At 38.1% G+C, this 21807-nt stretch carries 20 protein-coding genes; 6 read left to right on the top strand and 14 right to left on the bottom strand.

From position 1 onward, the window contains the following. Window positions 1-492: 492 nt before the first annotated feature. A complete protein-coding gene (locus tag CDZ89_RS03575; RefSeq protein WP_100333286.1) occupies window positions 493-1614 on the bottom strand; it encodes a TIGR04053 family radical SAM/SPASM domain-containing protein in 1122 nt (373 codons plus the stop codon). Between the two features lie 85 nt (window positions 1615-1699). After that, window positions 1700-2290: a molybdenum cofactor guanylyltransferase gene (locus CDZ89_RS03570; RefSeq protein ID WP_157842672.1), complete on the bottom strand. Its 591-nt coding sequence runs from the start codon at window positions 2288-2290 to the stop codon at window positions 1700-1702. Between the two features lie 138 nt (window positions 2291-2428). Between CDZ89_RS03570 and CDZ89_RS03565 the strand changes: the two genes are divergently transcribed. Then, on the top strand, window positions 2429-3115 hold the full coding sequence (locus tag CDZ89_RS03565) for a Crp/Fnr family transcriptional regulator (protein ID WP_100334257.1): 687 nt from the start codon (window positions 2429-2431) through the stop codon (window positions 3113-3115). Window positions 3116-3330: 215 nt separating this feature from the next. On the opposite strand, the gene CDZ89_RS03555 is transcribed toward CDZ89_RS03565, so the two are convergent. The 6 genes from CDZ89_RS03555 to CDZ89_RS03530 all read right to left on the bottom strand — a co-directional run bounded on the left by CDZ89_RS03555 (window position 3331) and on the right by CDZ89_RS03530 (window position 7889). Then, on the bottom strand, window positions 3331-4044 hold the full coding sequence (locus tag CDZ89_RS03555; protein WP_096156740.1) for a YwiC-like family protein: 714 nt from the start codon (window positions 4042-4044) through the stop codon (window positions 3331-3333). Between the two features lie 314 nt (window positions 4045-4358). Then, window positions 4359-4817 carry a respiratory nitrate reductase subunit gamma gene (locus CDZ89_RS03550; RefSeq protein WP_227521567.1) on the bottom strand — a complete coding sequence of 153 codons (459 nt, stop codon included), beginning with the start codon at window positions 4815-4817 and terminating at the stop codon, window positions 4359-4361. 601 nt (window positions 4818-5418) lie between these two features. Continuing rightward, window positions 5419-5652, bottom strand: coding sequence for a molybdopterin converting factor subunit 1 (gene moaD, locus CDZ89_RS03545; RefSeq protein ID WP_096156738.1), 234 nt, complete (start codon window positions 5650-5652; stop codon window positions 5419-5421). Beyond that, complete coding sequence (locus tag CDZ89_RS03540; protein ID WP_096156737.1) at window positions 5649-6113, bottom strand: molybdenum cofactor biosynthesis protein MoaE; 465 nt, start codon at window positions 6111-6113, stop codon at window positions 5649-5651. The genes moaD and CDZ89_RS03540 overlap by 4 nt, the downstream gene beginning before the upstream one ends. Continuing rightward, window positions 6097-6609, bottom strand: a complete 513-nt coding sequence (mobB, locus tag CDZ89_RS03535) for a molybdopterin-guanine dinucleotide biosynthesis protein B (RefSeq protein ID WP_096156736.1) — start codon at window positions 6607-6609, stop codon at window positions 6097-6099. The genes CDZ89_RS03540 and mobB overlap by 17 nt, the downstream gene beginning before the upstream one ends. Next, on the bottom strand, window positions 6606-7889 hold the full coding sequence (locus CDZ89_RS03530) for a molybdopterin molybdotransferase MoeA (RefSeq protein ID WP_100333284.1): 1284 nt from the start codon (window positions 7887-7889) through the stop codon (window positions 6606-6608). The genes mobB and CDZ89_RS03530 overlap by 4 nt, the downstream gene beginning before the upstream one ends. A gap of 201 nt (window positions 7890-8090) precedes the next feature. Here CDZ89_RS03530 and ric point away from each other — a divergent pair, with 201 nt between their 5' ends. Both ric and CDZ89_RS03520 read left to right on the top strand, forming a co-directional pair. Then, window positions 8091-8804, top strand: coding sequence for an iron-sulfur cluster repair di-iron protein (ric, locus tag CDZ89_RS03525; RefSeq protein ID WP_096156734.1), 714 nt, complete (start codon window positions 8091-8093; stop codon window positions 8802-8804). 17 nt (window positions 8805-8821) lie between these two features. Next, window positions 8822-9352, top strand: a complete 531-nt coding sequence (locus tag CDZ89_RS03520; protein WP_100333283.1) for a hemerythrin domain-containing protein — start codon at window positions 8822-8824, stop codon at window positions 9350-9352. 85 nt (window positions 9353-9437) lie between these two features. Here CDZ89_RS03520 and CDZ89_RS03515 read toward each other — a convergent pair whose 3' ends face one another. Further along, window positions 9438-10448 (bottom strand): MoeB/ThiF family adenylyltransferase, encoded by a 1011-nt coding sequence (locus CDZ89_RS03515; protein ID WP_100333282.1) that lies wholly within the window; start codon window positions 10446-10448, stop codon window positions 9438-9440. A gap of 129 nt (window positions 10449-10577) precedes the next feature. Between CDZ89_RS03515 and CDZ89_RS03510 the strand changes: the two genes are divergently transcribed. Both CDZ89_RS03510 and moaC read left to right on the top strand, forming a co-directional pair. Continuing rightward, on the top strand, window positions 10578-11078 hold the full coding sequence (locus tag CDZ89_RS03510; protein WP_227521429.1) for a MogA/MoaB family molybdenum cofactor biosynthesis protein: 501 nt from the start codon (window positions 10578-10580) through the stop codon (window positions 11076-11078). Between the two features lie 25 nt (window positions 11079-11103). Beyond that, window positions 11104-11592, top strand: coding sequence for a cyclic pyranopterin monophosphate synthase MoaC (gene moaC / locus CDZ89_RS03505; protein WP_096156730.1), 489 nt, complete (start codon window positions 11104-11106; stop codon window positions 11590-11592). Window positions 11593-11754: 162 nt separating this feature from the next. On the opposite strand, the gene moaA is transcribed toward moaC, so the two are convergent. Next, window positions 11755-12768, bottom strand: coding sequence for a GTP 3',8-cyclase MoaA (gene moaA, locus CDZ89_RS03500; RefSeq protein ID WP_100334256.1), 1014 nt, complete (start codon window positions 12766-12768; stop codon window positions 11755-11757). A 362-nt stretch (window positions 12769-13130) separates the two neighbouring features. Continuing rightward, window positions 13131-14426, bottom strand: coding sequence for a NarK family nitrate/nitrite MFS transporter (locus tag CDZ89_RS03495; RefSeq protein WP_096156729.1), 1296 nt, complete (start codon window positions 14424-14426; stop codon window positions 13131-13133). A gap of 403 nt (window positions 14427-14829) precedes the next feature. Between CDZ89_RS03495 and CDZ89_RS03490 the strand changes: the two genes are divergently transcribed. Further along, window positions 14830-15381, top strand: a complete 552-nt coding sequence (locus tag CDZ89_RS03490; RefSeq protein WP_100333280.1) for a hypothetical protein — start codon at window positions 14830-14832, stop codon at window positions 15379-15381. Between the two features lie 57 nt (window positions 15382-15438). Here CDZ89_RS03490 and CDZ89_RS03485 read toward each other — a convergent pair whose 3' ends face one another. The 3 genes from CDZ89_RS03485 to CDZ89_RS03470 form a co-directional block, all read right to left on the bottom strand. Beyond that, on the bottom strand, window positions 15439-17223 hold the full coding sequence (locus tag CDZ89_RS03485; RefSeq protein WP_096156727.1) for an acyl-CoA dehydrogenase family protein: 1785 nt from the start codon (window positions 17221-17223) through the stop codon (window positions 15439-15441). 280 nt (window positions 17224-17503) lie between these two features. After that, complete coding sequence (locus CDZ89_RS03475; protein WP_100333279.1) at window positions 17504-18685, bottom strand: acetyl-CoA C-acetyltransferase; 1182 nt, start codon at window positions 18683-18685, stop codon at window positions 17504-17506. 34 nt (window positions 18686-18719) lie between these two features. Next, the gene (locus tag CDZ89_RS03470) at window positions 18720-21104 is read right to left on the bottom strand and encodes a 3-hydroxyacyl-CoA dehydrogenase/enoyl-CoA hydratase family protein (protein ID WP_096156724.1); all 2385 of its coding nucleotides are present in this window, start codon (window positions 21102-21104) and stop codon (window positions 18720-18722) included. Between the last annotated feature and the right edge of the window lie 703 nt (window positions 21105-21807).

The raw sequence follows: 21807 nt of genomic DNA, 5'->3' as shown, positions 1-21807 counted from the left end.
ACTAAATAAAAACTCTAAAATGAACATGAAGCGGTCTTTCACGTTCATTTTCACTAAATAAAAACTCTAAAATGATCATGAAGAAGTCTTTCACATTCATTTTCAAAAAAGAAAAATTCTAAAATGATCATGAAGAAGTCTTTCACATTCATTTTCAAAAAAGAAAAATTCTAAAATGAACATGAAGAGGTCTTTCACATTCATTTTCAAAAAAGAAAAATTCTAAAATGAACATGAAGAGGTCTTTCACATTCATTTTCAAAAAAGAAAAATTCTAAAATGAACATGAAGAGGTCTCTCAAGCTTATGTAACACAAAGAAAAGTAAAAATGAACTTTACATAAAAGAGGAATTAGAAGTATGTGAGAAAGTTTTTGTGATGAGAAAAAAATATAATCTGAAAGTAAAGTACCGATTGAACGACCGCTTCCCCTGCGGAAAGCGGTCATTCAATCGGCACGGTTTATATACCAAAACAAATGTACAACATTGCTATTTTGCTACTTTTTTCCCACGCATTGCCTCTGGAATGTACACACAATACGGTTCGCTTTCTAAATAGTCACCTGTTAATGCGTATGCTCGAGATCTTGATCCGCCACATACAAATCGGAATTCACATACGCCGCATTTTCCTTTATAAAGGTCAGGATTACGCAACTCTTTAAACAACGGTGACTCCCGATAAATTTCTGCTAACGGTTGCTCTCTAATGTTTCCTGCTTTTATCGGTAACAAGCCGCTTGGATATACATCTCCAATATGAGAAATAAATAGAAAGCCGTTTCCATCGTTTACTCCTTTAGGAGCTCTTCCTAATCCATCAATAGAACCTGTTAGTCCTTTAGTTAAAGCATGCTTATATTGAATGAGCTTTTCCGCATTCTGCGTTTCTTTTTTCTTTTGTTGAATAACAACACGACGATAATGTTGAGCCGCTGTTGTTTTTATATCAAACGGAACTCGCTTACTTGCTTCATATAACCAACGAAACACTTTTTCATGTTCAGCAGGAGAAATCATATCGGACTCTTTACCACGACCAGTTGGTACGAGGAAAAATACACTCCATAACACACATCCTAGTTTCTCCACGAGTTCAAGCATATCATCTAGAACATGTAAGTTATAATTAGAAATTACTGTATTGATTTGAATGGGAATCTCTAGTTCATGCAAATACGAAATAGCGTCCATCGTTAATTGAAATGACCCGCTCGTTCCGCGGAAGTGATCATGTATTTCAGCAGTTGGCCCATCTAAACTAAATGCCCAGCGTGATAACCCTACTTCTTTCGCTTTTTGTATCGCTTCTTTTGTTACATTCGGTGTTGCACTAGGTGTCATGGATACGCGAACACCTTTATCAATGGCATATTTGGCGATATCATATACGTCTGGCCTCATTAAAGGATCTCCGCCAGTAAACACAAGTAATGGATTTTTCATATCATATATTTGATCAATTAACTTTTTTCCTTCTTCAAACGTTATTTCTCTCGGGTCGCGCATGTATTGGGCTTCAGCTCGACAATGTAAACACTTTAGTTCACATGCCCTTGTTAATTCCCAAATGACAATAAACGGATCTTCGTTAAAATCTCTGTCCCACATAGCGTTTCCTCCCTCACTTTTATACTTTTATTGTAAAAGAACGAGGAAGGATAGTATGTGAGATGCATCACAATTTCTTCATGAGTCACAAACCTTTCATATTTATAAGATCCGTCTCCCGGTTAACATTTTGAAAGATATCATCCTGTATGTGTAATTGGTTTTCATTTAAATAAGTGACGTTTAAATCTTGTATGAATTCCATCATTTTTAGTTTGTCTTCTCTTAACTTCTTTTCTAAAATGGCCATAACGCTTGAGTAGTAAATCCCAACTAATGGCTGCACACGTCCGAAAGCATCTGGGAGGATAGCATCAACGTCTTTCGTTCGTTTATCAAGCATAATGTTCATCATCTTTTTAGAAAGTAGAGGCATATCACAAGGCAGAACAACATACCATTGTGAAGGAGCTCTTTTCATGCAGCTGTATATCCCAGCAAGTGGCCCTTTGCCGAGAAAAGGCGCTACATCTTCCACGATGTTTTTAAACCCTTTTGCTTGAAAAGTTGGAGTTAATATTGGAGAGCTACTTATAACCACTTCATTTGTCATTTCTTCCAGAATGTCTAAAGAGTACTCGTACATCTCCTTTTCGTTAAACTTGGCAAATGCTTTCGGACTGCCAAATCTACTAGACTTACCTCCAGACAACAAAATCCCTGTAACCTCGTTCACATGATCACTCCTTATATGTAAGTCGATTGTTTTAAAACAAATATTTTCGATATAGCTTTTTAGCAATAATAACGTTACAATAGGGTAAATAAACTTATGGTCGTTAAACTAATACAATTTTTAGAAAGTGGTGATCCAATGCCAGATAAAATATCTAAAGACTTAAAAGACTTTTTGCTCACTTTTGAAAAAACGCAAGAAATAAAAAAAGGTACTTACTTATTTCAAGAAGGTGTAGAAGCAAAAGAAATTTATGTCATTTTAGATGGCAAAATACAAATGAGTAAAATCACCCCAGACGGACAAGAATTAACAATGAGATTGTGCAGTAAGGACGATATTGTTGGGGAACTGACCCTATTTTGTTCTGGAGCTGTTTACATGCTTACTGCAAAAGTAATCGAATCAGGAAAAGTTGTCGTTGTACCAAAAGAAGCGCTAGAACAAAAACTTTCCGAAAGCAGCCACCTTGCTTTAGAATATATGAAATGGATGAGCAACCATTTTAGAAAAACACAAACGAAATTTCGCGACTTAGTATTGAACGGAAAAAAAGGCGCCCTATACTCCACGTTGATACGCATGACAAACAGTTACGGCATATTGAAAGAGAACGGCATACTAATAAATACTCCATTAACAAACCAAGAGCTCGCTAACTATTGTGGCACCTCTCGTGAAGTTGTAAACAGAATGCTAAGCGATTTAAAGAAAAACAATATTTTATCTATCGATAAAGGTAAAATTACCATCCATGATTTAGACTTTTTAAAACTAGAAATCAACTGCGAAGGTTGCCCTGTGGAACTTTGTAGTATTGACTAAGAGCAGAAAGGAAATAATTCTGCTCTTTTTATTTTTGCTATGTAACACCGCTGTTGATTTCCGTGCAAGCCTTAGCTTTCCGCGGGGTGGATGGAGCCTCCTCGGCTTCGCCTGTGGGGTCTCCCGGCCCCCGCTACTCCCGCAGGAGTCTCCGACTTGCACGGAAATCAACTGCTAGATAGGTATCTAGAATCATCTCAACCTTTAGCATAGCTTTATATAAATATAATGACTCCTATAAAAAAGAGGACAGAGTTAACAATCTCATAAATGCCGACTTTCATGACACTTACATTTTTACCGTGAAAATAAATAGCTCTTACTAAGCTTGGTAAGAATGCAAAAATAAAAGCTGCGTATCCGAGTATTGGTAGTCCAATTATTACTGCAATGTGATAACCCCATGATAAGTACTTATATGTTGAGCTGTTCTTCTCTCGGATCATTGTTTTCACGTAAAAAGTACTTCCCACAAAAAATAGTAAGCTTAATGTGAATAGCAGCCAAGCTGTTTCATCAAGTGTGTTCGTACCAAGGAAGTAACTTGCTAGACCTCCAATACAAAAAACGATAATGGCACTAAAATCGTTCCAAATGGCTCTCTCATTTTTTATTTTTGCAAAATAAGCATTAATAAAGAAAAATGGAATCATGCTTAATCCAAAATAAAATAAAGTTGGATTTTTGATAAGCGTTATAAGTAAAAATAGGATGGATGGAATAGCATAAATAATGGTCCATTTTAGATAAAGTTGAACTTTCTTCTTTTTTACTAACATGAGTAACGGATTGGTAGCTAAATATAAGAAAAACCAGCCAAGAAAAAGTGGAATATGATATATACTAGGCTTTCCAGCTATAACCCCTAATAAAAACGGAATAATCAACATTGCCCATGCTCCGTGCTGCTTTGGCATTAATGGTTTCATCTCTATCACCTCTTTGTTTTACTACCTTTATTATAAACTTTCACGATTAGGTTGTTTGTGATGTTCGTCACATTCCTTCAAATTAGTTTAAAGGGGAAGATGTAATAAAATTGACGCTAATATAAAATTCCTTTCTAGCTGTTGATTGGAGCGCAAGTCGGAGACTCCTGCGGGAGAAGCGGGGAGCGGGAGACCCCGCAGTCGCGAATGCGATGAGGAGGCTCCCGGCCCGCCCGCGGAAAGCGAAGATTTGCTCTCCAATCAACAGCGGTGTTTAGTTTATCATCTAAAAAGGCAAAAAAAAATGAGCCAGATTATCTGCTCATCTTTTCTTCTAGTTTTTGTTGGTTAATGGACGGTAATTGTGCATTCCATTTGTATTCTCTCGTTTTGAAAGCGATGATTGTTTTGTAAAAAAAATTAATATTTTTCATAAAAAGAACGAACATTGCAATTGCAAAAAATACGTGAATTGCCAGGATGGCCGGTTGTTGTGCAATTTGGTTCATGTTTGGATTTAAAGTAACAAGCCCGATGATCCAACTGAATAAAAACGTGTGAACCGAGTAAACTTTGAACAATAAAACAATAGATGCACCAGTTAATACATAACCTAGTGAGCAAATTTTTAATAGTAGGATGGATTTCTTTTCTATTTTAACGTTTTGAGCTTCAGACTCTTCTTGTAGTCGATAATCATGTTTCCAAATAAACGCCATAATCCCTATTGCAACGAATGTGTAGGGAGTAATAACCCACAGGATGATATCCATTATATTCACTTGTTTCACCCTTTTTCTTTTAAGTTACTTTTATTATAAGAGATGGGTCAGATGCTAACTGTGATATTAATCACTTTATGGCGAGAAAGTGAATTTTTTTCATACTTTTTAATACCGCTGTTGAATTCCACGCATATCTTCGCTTTCCGCGGGCGGGCCGGGAGCCTCCTCATCGCTCCGCTCTTGCGGGGTCTCCCGCTCCCCGCTTCTCCCGCAGGAGTCTCCGATATGCGTGGAATTCAACAGCTGAAAAGTAAACAAATTGAAACAATAAACATAAAAGCAACTATCAAAATAAAAAAACATTTTAATAATGAAGATGTTTTTGTTATAAGTTGAATGTTTCGTTTTAACTTGTGTTTCAATTCTTTTGATTTGTGTTTCAATCTGATTAGTTTCTGTTTCAATTTACTGCATTTGTGTTTCAATTTTCCTTGTGGACATAATTTAACTATGCTTGTGTTTCAATTAATAATATTTGTGTTTCAATCTAAAGCGTTTCTGTTTCAATCTTCCAACTTTGTGTTTCAATCCATCTTAACTAAAAAAACTACTGAACCTTAAAAGTACAGTAGTAGCTTCTATTCCTTGCTTACCCTCCACTCACAGGTGGGATGCATGCGACTATATCTCCTGCACGAACGACCATATTATCTGATGCAAACTCTTCGTTTACGGCGATCATTACTTGGTTCATGTTCGGTAGTCCATATTCTTTACTTAACAACTCTTTTAGTTGAGAAACAGTCATTTCCTCCATGTCTATGACTAACTTCTCTTTTCCATAAGCTTCTTGTAAAAAGGAAAATAATAAAATAGTAATCATTTCTCGATTCCCTCCGGTGCTCCATTAGGATAAGCGGTCTTTTCCAATTGGTCACCAATCCACATTTCGCCATCTTCCCAATGTTCTTTTTTCCAAATTGGCACGATCTGCTTAATACGCTCAATTGCATATTCGTTTGCTTCATAGGCATCTTTACGATGAGGTGTGGATACTGCGATAACAACGGCAATATCCGTGATGTCTAGGCGACCAATTCTGTGCGCAATGGCCACTTTTGCATCTACCCACTTTTCATTTATTTCATCTCCAATTTCGGCTAACTTTTTCTCTGCCATAGGAACATAAGCTTCGTATTTTAAATAAAGCGTTCGTTTTCCTTTTGTGAATTCGCGTACTGTGCCAATAAAGGTTGTAATGGCTCCTGCTTCACGACGCTCTACTTTTTTCACCAACTGCTCTACACTTATTGGTGCTGATACTATTTCAAACATTTTTCCCATTACTTAGATCCACTTCCTTCCCAATCCATTCTAATAACTTTTCTGTATCCGTAATATGGAAAACTGGTATTTCTTCCTTTATTTCTAAGTCTCCCCATACAACAACGGCAATTATGTCCGATAATTCTTTTAACAAATGTAAGTCTTGCTTACTTCTTAAAATAACTATTTTCGGGTATTTTTCTCGCTTATACCCTTCAACTATAACTGTCTCCGTACCAAGAAATTTGTAAAAAGATAAAATTCTCTCCAAGTTCCATCCACGACTATTGGAAACGAGTTGAATTCCACCAGATCCCTCCACCGTCGAAATCGTCGAACCTGCTTCCATATGTTTCAATGAATCTCTGCGCGGTCCATAATCAGGCGCTCCGCCGTGACCATGATGTTTGATTGTTGCAACTTCTAATCCCTTACACGTTAAACGACGTATTACGTTTTCCACTAGCGTTGTTTTTCCGCTATTTTGAAAGCCTACAATTTGAATAACTTTCATTCAGCTTCCTCTCCCCACGGCCACACGCTACCAGTTTCGTCTTCTAGTAATAATGCTTTGACTGCCATTCCTGTTTGAAAACCTCGTGTTCCTCCAGGTAAAACAATTAGAACATTTGCTCCAGAAAGAGATGTAACGACATTCGATTTATCTAAACCGCTAGGTCGAACTACTACTCTTCCACCCTCAAAAAATAGTGTTCCTCTTACAAACCTTGAGAATGGATTTGGTTTTGGGAAATCTTCGCCAAGTTCTGCCTCTACAGCTTGTAAATGTGGACTATCGGAAAATAACATCGTTCTGACAACCGGCCTTACAAACAATTCGTATCCAACAAAACAAGCGGAAGGATTACCAGATAGTCCGAACAATAGTTTTCCATTCCATTTTGCAACAGTTGTGACACTTCCAGGTCGCATTGCTACTTTATTGAAAAGCACATTAGCACCTAATTTTTCGTAAATGGCTGGCAAGTAGTCATAATCTCCTACAGAAACGCCGCCTGTTGTAATAAGCATATCTACTTGTGACAATGCATTTTTAACCGCCTCAAAACACGTGTCAAAGTCGTCTTCTAGTTTTCCAAAATATTTCGCAATTGCACCGCTTCGCTTTATTTGTCCTTGAACCATATAGGAGTTACTGTTTCTAATTTTTCCAGGTACTAACGGTTCCTCAACATCTAACAATTCTGTACCTGTTGCATACACACCAATGACTGGCTTTTTGGCTACTTGGACTTTTCCGTAACCGAATGTCGCTAAGAGCGCTTGTACACCAGGATTAATAGGTGTTCCTTTTTCTACTAAAGCTGTACCTTTTTTCGCATCTTCACCTTGAAAAGAAACATTGTCTCCTTGTTTAAAAGGTCTTTTAATGCTCATGTACTTTTTTCCGTCTTGCTCATATTCTTTCGTTAGCTCTAACATAACAACAGCGTTTGTAAAGGCTGGCATTTGTGCTCCGGTCATGATCCTCACTGCTTGTAATTTACCAATTTGCTTGGAAGAAACATAGCCCGCCCCTATTTCATCTACTATTTCAAATTCAACTGCATTTTGTCCGGAAGCTTCAATAGAATCTTCCGCTCGTATTGCAAAGCCATCATACGGTGATTTTGGAAAAGGTGGTACATCGTGGGTTGCCTTTAATGGTGCTGCTAAATACCGACCATAAGACTCTACTAAATCAACAGATTCAACTTTACCTTTTGGTGAAAATGGCATGATTCTTTTTACTGCTTCCCCTACTTGTATTGGTGTTCTTCTTTCTACCGGCATTTCATTCACTCCCTATATAAAAACTCGTTATGTTAAAGGTATCAAAGTCCATGAATCCGAAATGTGATATACGTCACACTTCACAAAAATGTGACATTTGCATCAAAATCAGCCTTAATTGTGTGATGCACGTCACACTCCAAGTTCAAAATTAAGGATAGGATAAAAGTGTAATAGAAAAAGAAATTGGAGGCGAAAGTAATGGCAAATGTATTTCATGAACAATCTAATGTAGGTGAAATTGTCGCGAAGTTTCCGAAAGCTGGTGACTACTTCAAGTCAGTCAGAATAGATTTTTGTTGCGGTGGGAACAGACCACTCATTGAAGCAATAAACGAACGTAACTTAGATTCAGAGGAAGTCATTAATGATATAAATACACTATACGAAGATGCTCAGCGTCGAAACGAAATCGGTGCAGATTGGCAATTGGCATCTTTTGAAGAAATTATTGATATCATCATTCAAAAACATCATCAATTTTTACAAGAAGAACTACCAGCACTTAGTCCTTATGTAACAAAAGTGTTAAGAGTACATGGGCATCACCAACCACACTTAGCAGAAATTCACTCGCTGTTCTATGAATTAAAGAAAGAATTAGAGCAACATACGATAAAAGAAGAAACGGTTATTTTCCCAGCTATTATGGAGGCAGAACGCACGGAAGTTTTACAAGCAACAGAAGAGCTTGCTAGTAAAATTAAAGAGTTAGAGGACGAGCACGATGCAGCAGGCGATATAATGAAACGTCTACGTGAAATTACAAATGATTTCCAACCACCTGAAGGAGCTTGTGGTACTTATCAATTAGTGTATCGCCGCTTAGCTGCCATTGAAGATGACCTATTCAATCATGTTCATTTAGAAAATAACGTATTGTTCCCGAAAGCACGTGATCGTTGGGCAATTTAATAGAGGAGTGAAATATCATGAATCAATGTGGCTTATTTCAACAAAGCGTACAAAATGTTCCACTGTGTGAAGCGCTTGGAATTTTAAAGGCGGAACACACTCCACTCAATGAAGCAAAGGCAAATTTGAACAGCATGGCCAGTCAGTTTTTAGAAGAAACAATGGAAGGCGATTATGCAGATGCGTTATTAACACTGCGTAAAGAAGTACAGTTATTTTTTGATAGTTTAAAAGTGCATTCCGAAAAAGAGGAAGGTATTCTTTTTCCGATGATGCATAAGTACATTGGAAAAGATTCTGGCCCGCTCGTTGTAATGGAATATGAACACGATGAAGCGAAACGAAACATAGTTAGCTTTTTGGAGGGTACTGATTTTATTCCTGAAACTATTACGGAGGAGAAGTTTCAGAAACTTGTCACTCATGTTAAGGAAGCATACGAGATTTTAACTGCGCATTTTATGAAGGAAGAAATGGTATTGTTTCCGATGGCGGAGCAATATTTAACAGTTGATGAAAAAACTGAACTATTATTGAAAGTGAAGTAAATGTTTTTTGAAAACGTGTGACTACTATTTCTCATTTTTATTCTCCTATGAAAAGGCTGGTGACATCTTATCACCAGCCTCTTTTTTATCCTAAAAATTGATAGTATAGTTTTTTTGCCTCTACGATGGAGTTCGTTCCGTGCACAAAGACTCTTCCATCTAGGAAGAAAACTAATCGATAGTTTGGTAAGTGTAGCGAGACTAAGTAAGGATTTGTATTTACTTTACCATGTGTTGAAAGTTTAGTAGCAAGCTGATTTAAGTCGACTTTCTCTTTTTTTGCTGGGCGAATTTGTACGGTGTTTCTCCCACATAGTGCTTCTGTTTTTGTTTCGTATTCATAGGACAAATAAGGGTAGGATCTATCTTTCCCGCATGAAGGACAGTGTTTGCTTTTTGCTTGTTGAACGCCCATGGTATAATGTTGATTTTTCCATACATCAAATGTGAATAAGCCTTTTCTTACAGCTTCCAAGTCTTCCACCAGCACCTTAAGCGCTTCAGCCACTTGATATGCAGCAACAATCTGTACTGCAGGGCTGATGATACCAACACTATCACATGTCATGCCGCTAGACGGTATTACTTTTAGCAAACAGTGTAGGCATGGTGTTTTTCCAGGTAGTATCGTATATGTCATGCCAAAACTACTAACACAAGAACCGTAAATCCAAGGGATAGAGTGTTTTTGTGCAATATCGTTAATAACTAGCCTCGTATCAAAGTTGTCCGTTCCATCTATTATTAAATCTATTCCACTTACTAACTCTTCTAAAGTGGAAGCCTGTACATCCATTATATATTCACGAACTTCTACCTCAGAATTCACTTCTTTTAATCTATTTTTAGCAGCAATTACTTTCGGTGTTTGCTGTTTTGCATCTTGTTCTTTGTAAAGTTGTTGGCGCTGTAAGTTGCTCCAGTCTACGTAATCCCTATCTACAATCGAAATTTCCCCAACACCTGCACGCACTAACATTTCCGCCGCAGCACTACCAAGCGCACCAGCTCCTACAATAAGTACATGCTTATGTTGCAATTTCTGTTGGCCTGTTTCTCCAATTGACTTAAATAATTGTTGCCGAGAATATCTCATCCATAATTCCCCCTGACTTACCTTTATTACATCACGATACACAATCTCAATCTGTGACGAACATCACAGATGGAAGTCTCACAGTTTGGTAACTTTATAATAAGATCTAAAATTTTTGAGGTGATTTCAGTGATTCCAAATAATAAGTTTACAAACGTTCAATTTGCTGTGTTAACAGTTAGTGATACAAGAACGGCAGATACAGACAAAAGTGGCCAAACGATTATGGAAATCGTTAAAAGTCATAATCATCGTATAGCCGATTACAAAATTGTAAAAGATGAGTTTGATTTAATTGTGGATGCTTTGAAGACTTGGTGTGGGGCTTCTTCAGAAATACAAGCCATCATTATTACAGGTGGCACTGGCTTCACACCAAGAGATGTAACATATGAAGCAGTGACAAGTGTGATTGAAAAAGAAATGACTGGATTTGGAGAACTGTTCCGCCATTTAAGTTTTGAAGAAATTGGAACAAGGGCAATGTTTAGTAGAGCAACAGCTGGAAGTCTAAATTATCGTGCCATTTATGCCCTGCCGGGGTCCACTAATGCTGTGAAATTAGGAACGGAAAAAGTAATCCTTCCATCCGTATCTCATTTTTTAGAGGAACTCATTCGAGTGAAATAACTATTTTTTAAGGAGTGTTGTATGCATGTCTACTTTTTCTCATTTTAATAAAGAAGGCAGACCTAAAATGGTCGATGTATCGACTAAAAATGAAACAAGTCGTAGTGCCATCGCTAGAAGTACAATTGTTTTTTCTGAAGAATTGTATGAAGCTATTCAAGCTGGCGGCGTGAAAAAAGGAGATCCATTGCAAACAGCTCAAATTGCTGGTGTAATGGCAGCTAAAAAAACGTGGGACATTATTCCGATGTGCCATCCGTTATTATTGCAAGGGATTGATTTTGGTTTTGATTATGAAAAAATGGAGGAAGGTTACGCTTTGAGAGTGGAAGCGATGGTTAGGTGCAACGGGAACACTGGCGTGGAGATGGAAGCATTAACAGCCGTTTCTGTCGCAGCACTTACGTTTTATGATATGTGTAAAGCTATTGATAAATCGATGGTGATTAAGGAAACGTTATTAGTGAAGAAAACAGGTGGGAAGAGCGGAGAGTATAATCATCCTGGGGTTTAATAGATAGAAAGAATGCACTTCTTAGATTCAAGAAGTGCATTTTTTTTGAAATCAATTCAAATTAGTATTATCAAGTTCATTTTTCTTTTTTGCTTTAGCCAAAATGAACTTGAGACGCCTTATCAAGTTCATCTCCACCTTTTTATCATACATAGATGAACTTCATCCCCCAATGTAAGACATCTCTATTTTTTTTCGTTGCTTTGCACTTTCTTCTGTTCGCTCTTCGGAGTAACGATCTGCCCTTTTCTCCCATATGCGTTTAATCATGTAAGTTAAGTATTCGTCTGATGCTCCTTCGCGTATAACATCTTTTAAGGAAGAACCTTCTGTTGCAAATAAGCAGTTATAAAACTTACCATCCGCTGAAAGTCTAGCACGTGTGCAACTAGAACAAAATGCTTCCGAAACAGATGTAATAAAACCGATTTGTGCATCTGTACCTTTATGACGGTATCTTTTCGCTACTTCTCCAAAATACGTTGGCTTTACTGGTTCTAACTCAAAGTGTTGAGATAGTATATCAAAAATTTCTTTTTTCGTAACAACGTAATCAAACTTCCAACCGTTTGAAGTACCAACGTCCATAAACTCAATAAAACGTAGTTGAACTCCAAGTTCTTTAAAGTATTTTGTCATCGGCACAATATGTTGGTCATTTAAACCTTTCTTCACAACCATATTTATCTTCACTTCAAGTCCTGCGTCTATTGCTGCTTGTATCCCTTTTAAGATTGGCTTAACACCAACACCACGGCCGTTTATCTTCTTGAATAGTTCCTCATCTAATGTATCAAGGCTTATGTTAACACGTTTTAATCCAGCTTCTGCAAGAGCTCTAGCTTGCTTTGGTAGGTGGACTCCGTTCGTTGTTAAGGCAACATCTTTTATACCTTCAATTGCATTCAATTGCTCGACTAATATTGGCAAGTCTTTTCTTAACAGTGGTTCTCCACCGGTTAGTCTTACTTTTTCGACACCAAATGTTGCAAGTATTTTTGTAATGCGAACAATCTCTTCAAAACTTAACAGCTCTTTTTCTTGTAGAAAAGGAAAATCTGGGCCGAAAAGTTCTGCTGGCATACAATATGCACATCTAAAATTACATTGGTCTGTAACAGAGATACGGATATCGCGCATCGGTCTTTTCAATTGATCTTTTAATGTTTGTATCATTTCGCCCATTTCACATCTCTCCAAGCTTTTTTGATACTTTTATTGTAAGCCCGGTGCCTCGAACGTTCTGTGACATACATCACACCGGAAGCAAAAGGTATATTCTTGTGAAGAGATTGTGAACTATATAATAAAATAATTTAGATGTATTACTAAGTGTTGATGTTTGCGGAAGGTGCTCGCTTTCCGCGGGTGGTCTCGGGAGCCTCCTCAGTGCTCCGCACTTCCGGGGTCTCCCTTGACGCACTTTCCCCGCAGGAGTCTCCCACCTTCCGCAAACATCAACTTAATTAATCAATAACTTTTTTACTAATCCTATTAAAAAGACCCTACGTCCATTAGACATAAGGTCAATCTCTAAATTAACATTTCACTTCTGCATTTTTTCTTGCGTAGTAGTACCAAGTAACTCCTAAGCTGATAACATAGTAACCGATTAAAATGTATAGGGCCATATCGACTGCACCTGTTGTATCTACAGACCAACCGAATATTTTCGGTATCAAAAATGCACCATAGGCTGCAATGGCTGCTGTGAAGCCAAGTACTGGTGCTGCTTCTTTTTCTGGGAAAATAAACGGAATCATACGGAATGTTGAACCGTTTGCAATACCAGTCGTAGTGAAAAGAATGAGGAACATAATTAAGAAACCAGTAAAGTTATTTTGATTAACAAAATAGATAACTCCAAATGTAGCTGCAATCATAATAACAATATCCCAAAATGTGACGATTGCTCCACCTAGTTTGTCAGATAGCCAACCACCGACAGGACGGATTAATGCTCCAAGTAAAGGACCAATGAATGCTAAATGAACAACGTTTAGATCTGCAAACTCCGTTTTTAATAAAAGCGGAAATGCTGCTGCATAACCGATGAAAGAACCGAAACACATTGTGTAAAGCCATGTCATAATCCATGTATGCTTTCTTTTGAAAATAACAGATTGTGCTTTGAAAGATTGTTTCGCAGAAGGAATATTATCCATTCCGAACATCGCTGCAATTACTACGATGATAATTGGTACTACCCAGATAAAGGCTGCATTCTGGATCCAAACTGTTGATCCAGTTGCTGTCGTTTGGTTTGCTCCACCAATTGCACCGAACACACCTAACGTAATAATAATAGGTGTTAAAAACTGAACAGCACTTACCCCTAAGTTTCCGATACCTGCATTAATTCCAAGAGCTGCCCCTTTTGCTTTTTTCGGATAAAAGAAACTTATATTAGCCATGGAGGAAGAAAAATTACCTCCACCAAAACCACAAAGTGCAGCTAGAATGGCCATTGTTGTAAAAGAAGTTTCAGGATTTTGCACTGCAATTCCTATTCCGATTGCTGGAATTAGTAACGTTGTTGTGGAGAATATTGTCCAATTTTTCCCACCAAATATACCTGGCATGAATGTGTAAAAAATACGTAATGTTGCCCCAGTTAATCCTGGGAGAGCTGCTAAAGTGAATAACTCACTCGAAGTAAACGCAAAACCTACGTCGTTAAGACGAACTGCAACAACCGACCAGATTTGCCATACTGCAAACGCTAAAAATAAAGCTGGAACAGAGATAGAAAGATTTCTCCTTGCATGTCGCTTCCCTTCTTTCTCCCAAAATTGTTCGTTTTCTGGATTCCAGTCTTTTCCGATTCTTGCCACTATTATGACCTCCTCTAACTTCCTTGTTTGAAAGGATGTTTATTGTAAGACTACTAAAAAGAATAAATTAACAGTATTCGTTGAAATTCACTAAAAATTGCGAGACTCCTGCGGAAAAACGAGCCAATCGGGACCCCGCAGGAACGAGGAGGCTCGATGGTTCGTCCGCGGAAAGCGAGCGAATTTTAGTGAATTTCAACATTATGTTTAATGCACTTTTATCATAAAAAAAGGAAAGCGTTGGAGATGTGACATTTGATACACTATTTAGATGGTTCAAAAAGTCTTCACAATTGGTTTATGTTGAGGAGATTTTCTTATGTTGTGTGAGTTTCATCACAGTAATAAATTCCACTAACCTTTACACTTATTCATAGCATGATTGATTAGGAAGGTGAGTGTTATGTTTACGGTTACGGTGACGTCTAAGAATAATATAAATATAGATAGTGTAATGCGAAAGCTAGGATGGACTAGTTTTAACGGTGAATATTCAAGAGTTTTAGATTATGGGAAAAAATTAATTACAATGAAATTAGATGCAGAAAATGATCGTACGTTAATCGGAGAATTTGCTCAAAATTTATCCATGAAAGAATATAAAGCGATTAATGGGTGGTTAAAAGAAATCTTATTAGCATTGGACGGTATGGTGAATGATGAGAATAGTAAACTAGGCTATTTAGCTGATGGCAGTCCCGCTTGTATTTTGACAAATTGGGAGAAGTGGGATACTTTTTTAATAAAAGCTCGTTTGCGTTCTCTTGAAGGAAAGAAAGTAATGGCGCTAGACCCTTCTGGGGAAATGTTAATTGAAGGTTTGTTAGTAGAATACAGCTCTTCTGTTGATGAAAAAGATGGCTCTTTATCTATATCTTCTTGTACGGTTATTACTTTGTTTGGTGAGCGTACCGTAAATGGAGAAGGATTGGCGATTGAAGCTGTATATGAGTGATAAAATTAACCCCAACCTCGAACGAACAACGAGATTGGGGTTTTGTATTTTTCTAGATTAAACTATATATTTCTGTGCTTCTAGCACACCAGCAGCGATTTCGCGTTTTTTCGCGATTACGTTGATTGGTGTGTGGCGAGTAAATTTACGTAGAGCGGACATCATCATACGTAATGTGTCACCTTGCTCTGTTGCAACAAGCGTTTCTTTTGAATCTGCTTCGATTTCGTTAAACGCTTCTTGGCAAAATACTTGTGTGTAAAGAATTTTTTGTTTTGCTTTTTCTTCGCCAACTTTTTTAATTGCTTTTTCTGTACGTAAGACAACAGATTCCATTGCGTATACGTTGCTAATGATGTCTGCAATATTGTGTAGTAGCTCTTGCTCTTTTTCAAGTGCTTTTCCGTACTTCTGAGCAACTAAGCCTGTTAGTAAGATTCCCATTTTCTTTGCATTCTTTACTAAATACTTTTCTTGCTCTAATACGCCGTCGCCTACTTCTTCTGGCATTAGCATCATTAATTCTTCTTGTAAGCCCATTGCCTTTTGAATTAAAGGCAGCTCGCCTTTTAATGCTTTACGAAGGAAAGTGCCTGGCACTAATAAGCGGTTGATTTCGTTTGTACCTTCAAAAATTCGGTTAATACGAGAGTCACGATACATTCTTTCAATCTCGTATTCTGCCATAAAGCCATATCCACCGTGGATTTGAACGCCTTCATCGGCAACATAGTCTAATGTTTCTGAACCGAATACTTTGTTTAAGGAACACTCAATTGCATATTCAGCAATTGCGTTTGCTACTGCTTTCGGGTCTTTCTCTTGTTCTGGTGTTAAACGACCTTGATTATCTTCATATAAACCTACTGTACGGTATACAGAACTTTCCGCTGCGTATGTTTTCGTTGCCATGTTTGCAATTTTTTCTTGAATTAATGAGAACTTTGCAATCGGTGTTTTGAATTGTTGACGTTGGTTTGCATATGTTGCTGAAAGCTCGATACCACGCTTAGATCCACCAACAACTCCTACTGCTAACTTGTATCGACCGATATTTAAAATATTGAATGCGATAACGTGTCCGCGCCCTACTTCACCTAATAAGTTTTCTTTGGGTACAACTGCATCTTCTAAAATTAATGTACGAGTAGAAGACCCTTTAATACCCATTTTCTTTTCTTCTGGTCCAACAGAAACGCCATCAAATTTACGTTCTACGATGAATGCAGAGAAGTGCTCCCCGTCTACTTTTGCATAAACTACGAATACGTCAGCAAAACCAGCGTTTGTAATCCATTGTTTTTCACCGTTTAATACGTAGTGAGTGCCCTCGTCGTTTAGCTTAGCAGTTGTCTTTGCACCTAATGCGTCTGAACCTGAACCTGGCTCTGTTAATGCGTAAGCTGCTAACCATTCACCTGTTGCTAACTTTGGAAGGTATTTATGTTTTTGCTCCTCGTTTCCAAAAAGTACGATTGGTAATGATCCAATTCCTACGTGTGCTCCGTAAGATAATGAGAATCCTCCTGCACGTGAGAATTTTTCTGTAATTAAAGAAGAACTAATTTTGTCTAATCCGAATCCACCGTACTCTTCTGGCACGTCAGCTCCTAATAGTCCAAGCTCTCCAGCTTCTTTTAATAGTTTGACAGAAATGTCAAAGTTGTGATGTTCGATTTCTTCTAGGTTTGGAACTACTTCGTTTACGACGAATTCTTCCGTAGTTTTCGCAATTAGTTTATGTTCATCTGAGAAATCTTCTGGTGTGAAAACTTTCTCGCAATCAATATCATCTAATAAAAAGCTTCCGCCTTTTACAACATTTTCTAACGTATTAGACATGGTAAATCCCCCTTGGTTTGTAGTTTAGCAAGAGAGTCTGTTTGCCCTCTTTCTAATAAACTATTTCTAAGACCGCTGTTGATTTCCGTGCAAGGCTTCGCTTTCCGCGGGCGGGAAAAAGGAAGGTTATTTTCACTGTCGTGAAAAAACCTACTCCTCGACGCATTCGCGTCTGTGGGGTCTCCCGTCTCCCGCTTCTCCCGCAGGAGTCTCCGCCTTGCACGGAAATCAACCGCTATTTCTTACTAATAAACAACATTAAGATTTAACAAAGTCAAAACTATGCTAAAAGTTCAAATACTCCTGCGGCACCCATACCGCCGCCGATACACATGCTGACAAGGCCGAATTGTTCGTTACGGCGTTTCATTTCGTGTAAAAGTGTTAATGTTAGCTTGCTTCCCGTACATCCTAGTGGATGACCTAAAGCGATAGCTCCACCGTTTACGTTTACTTTTTCTTCATCTATATTTAGCTCTCGCATTACTTGAATTGCTTGAGATGCAAATGCTTCGTTTAATTCGATAAGCCCAATATCGGAAAGTTCTAGACCTGCTATCTTTAATGCTTTTGGAATGGCAACAACTGGACCAATTCCCATTACTTCTGGTGGTACTCCACCAACAGCAAACGAACGGAATTTTGCAATTGGCTTTAGACCAAGCGCTTCTGCTCTTTCGCGCTCCATAACTAGAACAGATGCTGCTCCGTCGCTTGTTTGTGAGGAGTTACCTGCTGTGACAGATCCTTTTACATTGAATGCTGGACGTAGTTTTGCTAGTATTTCCATGTTTGTGCCTGCGCGTACTCCTTCGTCTTGGCTAAAGGTGAAAGAGTTTGTTTTCACTTTATTATCTGAACCAATTTGATTAATATTCACATCTACTGGTACGATTTCATCCACAAATCTACCTTCTGCGATTGCTGCAGCAGCTTTTTGATGACTGCGTACAGCAAATGCGTCTTGGTCTTCACGGCTCACACCATATTTATTTGCTACTTGTTCTGCCGTGTGGCCCATGCTCATGTAATATTCAGGTGCAGAATCTACTAATCTTGCATTTGGTCGAACTGTATGGCCAACCATAGGGACCATGCTCATCGATTCCGCTCCACCCGCAATGATTGTTTCTGAATGGCCCAACATAATTCTTTCTGCAGCATAAGCGATGGTTTGTAAACCAGATGAACAATATCGGTTAATCGTAATGGCAGGAACGCTAGATGGTAGGCCAGCTAGCCCTCCAATATTACGTGCCATGTTCAAACCCTGTTCTGCTTCTGGCATCGCACATCCAAAAATTAAGTCATCTATTGGTCCGTCATAGCCACTCGCTCTTCTTAACGTTTCTCTTACTACTAGTGCCCCTAAATCATCAGGTCTCACCGTTACAAGTGACCCCTTCTTTGATCTACCGACTGGCGTTCTCGCACCAGCTACAATAACAGCTTCTTTAAACAAATTGCTCCCCTCGCTTTTCAAATAAATTTATATGTTAGTTTCTTAATGGTTTTCCTTTAACAAGCATGTGTTGCATTCTTTGTTGGGATTTGAATTCTCCTACTAAGCTTAAGAATGCCTCACGTTCGATATCTAATAAATACTGTTCATCCACAAGTGTGCCGTATGGAACTTTCCCTCCAGCAATCACATTGGCTAGTTTGGAAGCAATTTTTAAATCATGCTCGGAAATGTAGCCAGAGTAGTGCATGTTGTGTGCTCCAAGCATTAACGTGGCGTATCCAGTTTCACCTGTTACTGGCACTTTTTTACGAACAGGTGGATTGTATCCAACTTCGTGTAAACGCAGCACAGATTGTTTTGCATCGTGAATGAGGTGATCTCCATTCATGCTGATGCCGTCATTGCTGCTTAAGAAATGTAAGTCGCGTGCTTCCGCAGCAGATGTTGAAACTTTGGCTGTTGCAATCGTTTCAAACACTTTGTTTGCTACTTTTTGCAAGTCATAATCTAATCCTTCTGGCATCGAGTTTAAGTGCTTTAAGTAAAGCTCTTTGTTTCCGCCTCCACCAGGGATTAGACCAACTCCAACTTCTACTAAGCCCATATATGTTTCACTTGAAGCTTGGATGGAAGAAGTCGGTAAGCTGATTTCCGTACCGCCACCTAGTGTCATACCGAATGTTGCTGCAACAACTGGCTTGTTACTATATTTGATTTTTTGCATCGCATTTTGGAAATGACGGACAACCATATCAATTTCAAAATAGTTGTCATCTTGTGCTTCCATTAAAATCATCGCTAAGTTGGCACCAACGCAGAAGTTCTTTCCTTGGTTTCCAATTACAAGACCTTTATAGTTTTTATCCACTTCCTCTAGCGCTTGGCCTACCATTTGTAAGATGTCTAAGCCGATGGCATTGTTAGGTGAAGTGAATTCTAGTAATGCCACATCGTCACCGATGTCAATTAGGCTTGCACCACTATTTTTCTTAATAACACGGTTTTGCTCTTTCAAAGATTTTAAGTGAATAACTTTCTTATTTTGTTCTAAAAGTTTGTATTCACCATTATCGTAGAAAGAAACTGTACCGTTATCTTTTTTATAGAAAGAGCGGTTCCCATTAGCTAGGAATTCATCAACCCAAGCTGGAACTTTAATACCGTCTTCTTTCATTTTTAAAACAGATTCTTCTATCCCAATTGCATCCCACGTTTCGAATGGGCCATGTTCCCAACCGAAGCCCCATTTCATCGCTTGGTCAATCGCAACGATATCGTCTGCAATTTCTCCTAGTAAGTCTGCGGAATAGCTTAATACCGGAGCTAATATTTTCCAAAGTAAGTTGCTAGCGCGGTCATCTTCATATACAAGCGCTTTCATTTTGTTACTAAAACCTTTTGCTTGTTTGCTTGCTTCCGTTGCTGCTGTTTTTAATTTTTTGCGTGGCTCATATTCTAATGTTTCGTAGTTTAATTCTAAAATTTCTTTTCCTTGTTTTAAGTAGAAGCCTTGCCCAGACTTACTTCCAAGCCAACCGTTGTCACGCATTTTTAACATAAAGTCGTCTACACGGAATACTTCTTTCTCGGCACCTTCTACTTTTTCAAACACGTTGTTGGCAACATGAATGAATGTGTCTAGGCCGACTACATCTAATGTACGGAAAGTAGCACTTTTCGGACGTCCAATCGCAGGTCCAGTAATGGAATCAACTTCCCCGACACTATATCCGCCTTCTAACATTTCTTTTACGGTTACTAGTAAGCCATAAGTACCGATGCGGTTAGCGATAAAGTTCGGTGTATCTTTTGCAAATACAATTCCTTTACCTAAAACATCCTCACCGAAAACTTTCATGAATTGTACAACTTCATTGTCTGTTTTCGCTGTCGGAATTACTTCTAACAATTTTAAGTATCGTGGTGGGTTGAAAAAGTGTGTTCCAAGGAAGTGCTTTTGGAAGTCTCCGGAACGACCTTCTGCCATTGCTTCAATGGATATTCCAGACGTATTGGAACTGATAATACTACCTGGTTTACGGTGTTGATCTACTTTTTCAAATAACTGCTTTTTAATTTCAAGGTTTTCGACAATAACTTCAATTACCCAGTCACAGTCTTTTAACTTGGATAGGTCGTCTTCTAAGTTTCCTGCTTCAATAAGTTGAAGATTGGATTTCGTTGTTAATGGAGCTGGCTTTTGTTTTAATAATTTTTGTAGAGATGTATTGGTTATACGATTACGTACTGATTTATCTTGAAGCGATAGTCCTTTTTGCTCTTCTTCTGGAGTTAACTTATTCGGAACAATGTCTAACAGTAGTGTTGGAATTCCAACATTCGCAAGCACAGCTGCAATTCCAGATCCCATCACACCCGATCCAATTACTGCTGCTTTATTAATACGACGTTTCATTCTTCCTCCCCCTTAGGCTTTTTGTTTTGGCACTTCTTTTAATTGAGTCAGCTTCATAATTTATGATTACTAAACGAACCGTCATTATGAGATTGTTTTACTTACAAGGTATTCATTCAATTTCGTATGTAGTAGTGAATAGTGAAGATGTACTCACTTTAAAACGTCAGTTGAATGAACACTCATTCATTTTTATGACAAAAAAATTTAAATCCTTACAAGATGTTCCTTTGTCTTTAACTATAAAACATTTTTTAAATTTTCGCAATATATAAACATCATAATATTTCGAAAAATATACTTTCCTATTAATTAAAGAAATAGATACGGTACTAACTGTTGATGATAGCACGAGGTACTCGCTTTCCGCTAGTGGCAAAAAGGAAGGTTGTTTTCACTGTCGTGAAAAAACCTACTCCTCGACGCTCTAGCGCCTGCGGGGTCTCCCTTGACACACTTCTCCCGCTGGACAAGGAAGGCTGCGACGTCGATACATCGCACGAAGAAAATGTGGTAGTATTTTCGAGGAGTCTCGCACCTCGTGCTATCATCAACTTCATTGGTAATTATATTAATTGCGTAAAACTAACCATTTTAAATTATATTCTCTAATTTTCCAAGGAAAGCGGAGGCTTGTGCTACAATCAACAGCGGTTTCCAAATAATAAATGTATTAGTCATATTTAAGTCACTAATTGGAGAA

It is taken from the genome of Bacillus alkalisoli, assembly GCF_002797415.1.
Lineage (GTDB): Bacteria > Bacillota > Bacilli > Bacillales > Bacillaceae_I > Bacillus_CD > Bacillus_CD alkalisoli.
The sequence above is the reverse complement of the archived record's forward strand: the minus strand, read 5'-3'. Positions and strand labels throughout refer to the sequence as shown.

Bases quoted from the DNA above. Each gene is read 5' to 3' on its own strand.
- CDZ89_RS03575 (WP_100333286.1), bottom strand. From the start codon at position 1,614: ATGTGGGACAGAGATTTTAACGAAGATCCGTTTATTGTCATTTGGGAA.
- CDZ89_RS03565 (WP_100334257.1), top strand. From the start codon at position 2,429: ATGCCAGATAAAATATCTAAAGACTTAAAAGACTTTTTGCTCACTTTT.
- CDZ89_RS03555 (WP_096156740.1), bottom strand. From the start codon at position 4,044: ATGAAACCATTAATGCCAAAGCAGCACGGAGCATGGGCAATGTTGATT.
- CDZ89_RS03550 (WP_227521567.1), bottom strand. From the start codon at position 4,817: ATGGATATCATCCTGTGGGTTATTACTCCCTACACATTCGTTGCAATA.
- moaD (WP_096156738.1), bottom strand. From the start codon at position 5,652: ATGATTACTATTTTATTATTTTCCTTTTTACAAGAAGCTTATGGAAAA.
- CDZ89_RS03540 (WP_096156737.1), bottom strand. From the start codon at position 6,113: ATGGGAAAAATGTTTGAAATAGTATCAGCACCAATAAGTGTAGAGCAG.
- mobB (WP_096156736.1), bottom strand. From the start codon at position 6,609: ATGAAAGTTATTCAAATTGTAGGCTTTCAAAATAGCGGAAAAACAACG.
- CDZ89_RS03530 (WP_100333284.1), bottom strand. From the start codon at position 7,889: ATGCCGGTAGAAAGAAGAACACCAATACAAGTAGGGGAAGCAGTAAAA.
- ric (WP_096156734.1), top strand. From the start codon at position 8,091: ATGGCAAATGTATTTCATGAACAATCTAATGTAGGTGAAATTGTCGCG.
- CDZ89_RS03520 (WP_100333283.1), top strand. From the start codon at position 8,822: ATGAATCAATGTGGCTTATTTCAACAAAGCGTACAAAATGTTCCACTG.
- CDZ89_RS03515 (WP_100333282.1), bottom strand. From the start codon at position 10,448: ATGAGATATTCTCGGCAACAATTATTTAAGTCAATTGGAGAAACAGGC.
- moaC (WP_096156730.1), top strand. From the start codon at position 11,104: ATGTCTACTTTTTCTCATTTTAATAAAGAAGGCAGACCTAAAATGGTC.
- moaA (WP_100334256.1), bottom strand. From the start codon at position 12,768: ATGATACAAACATTAAAAGATCAATTGAAAAGACCGATGCGCGATATC.
- CDZ89_RS03490 (WP_100333280.1), top strand. From the start codon at position 14,830: ATGTTTACGGTTACGGTGACGTCTAAGAATAATATAAATATAGATAGT.
- CDZ89_RS03485 (WP_096156727.1), bottom strand. From the start codon at position 17,223: ATGTCTAATACGTTAGAAAATGTTGTAAAAGGCGGAAGCTTTTTATTA.
- CDZ89_RS03470 (WP_096156724.1), bottom strand. From the start codon at position 21,104: ATGAAACGTCGTATTAATAAAGCAGCAGTAATTGGATCGGGTGTGATG.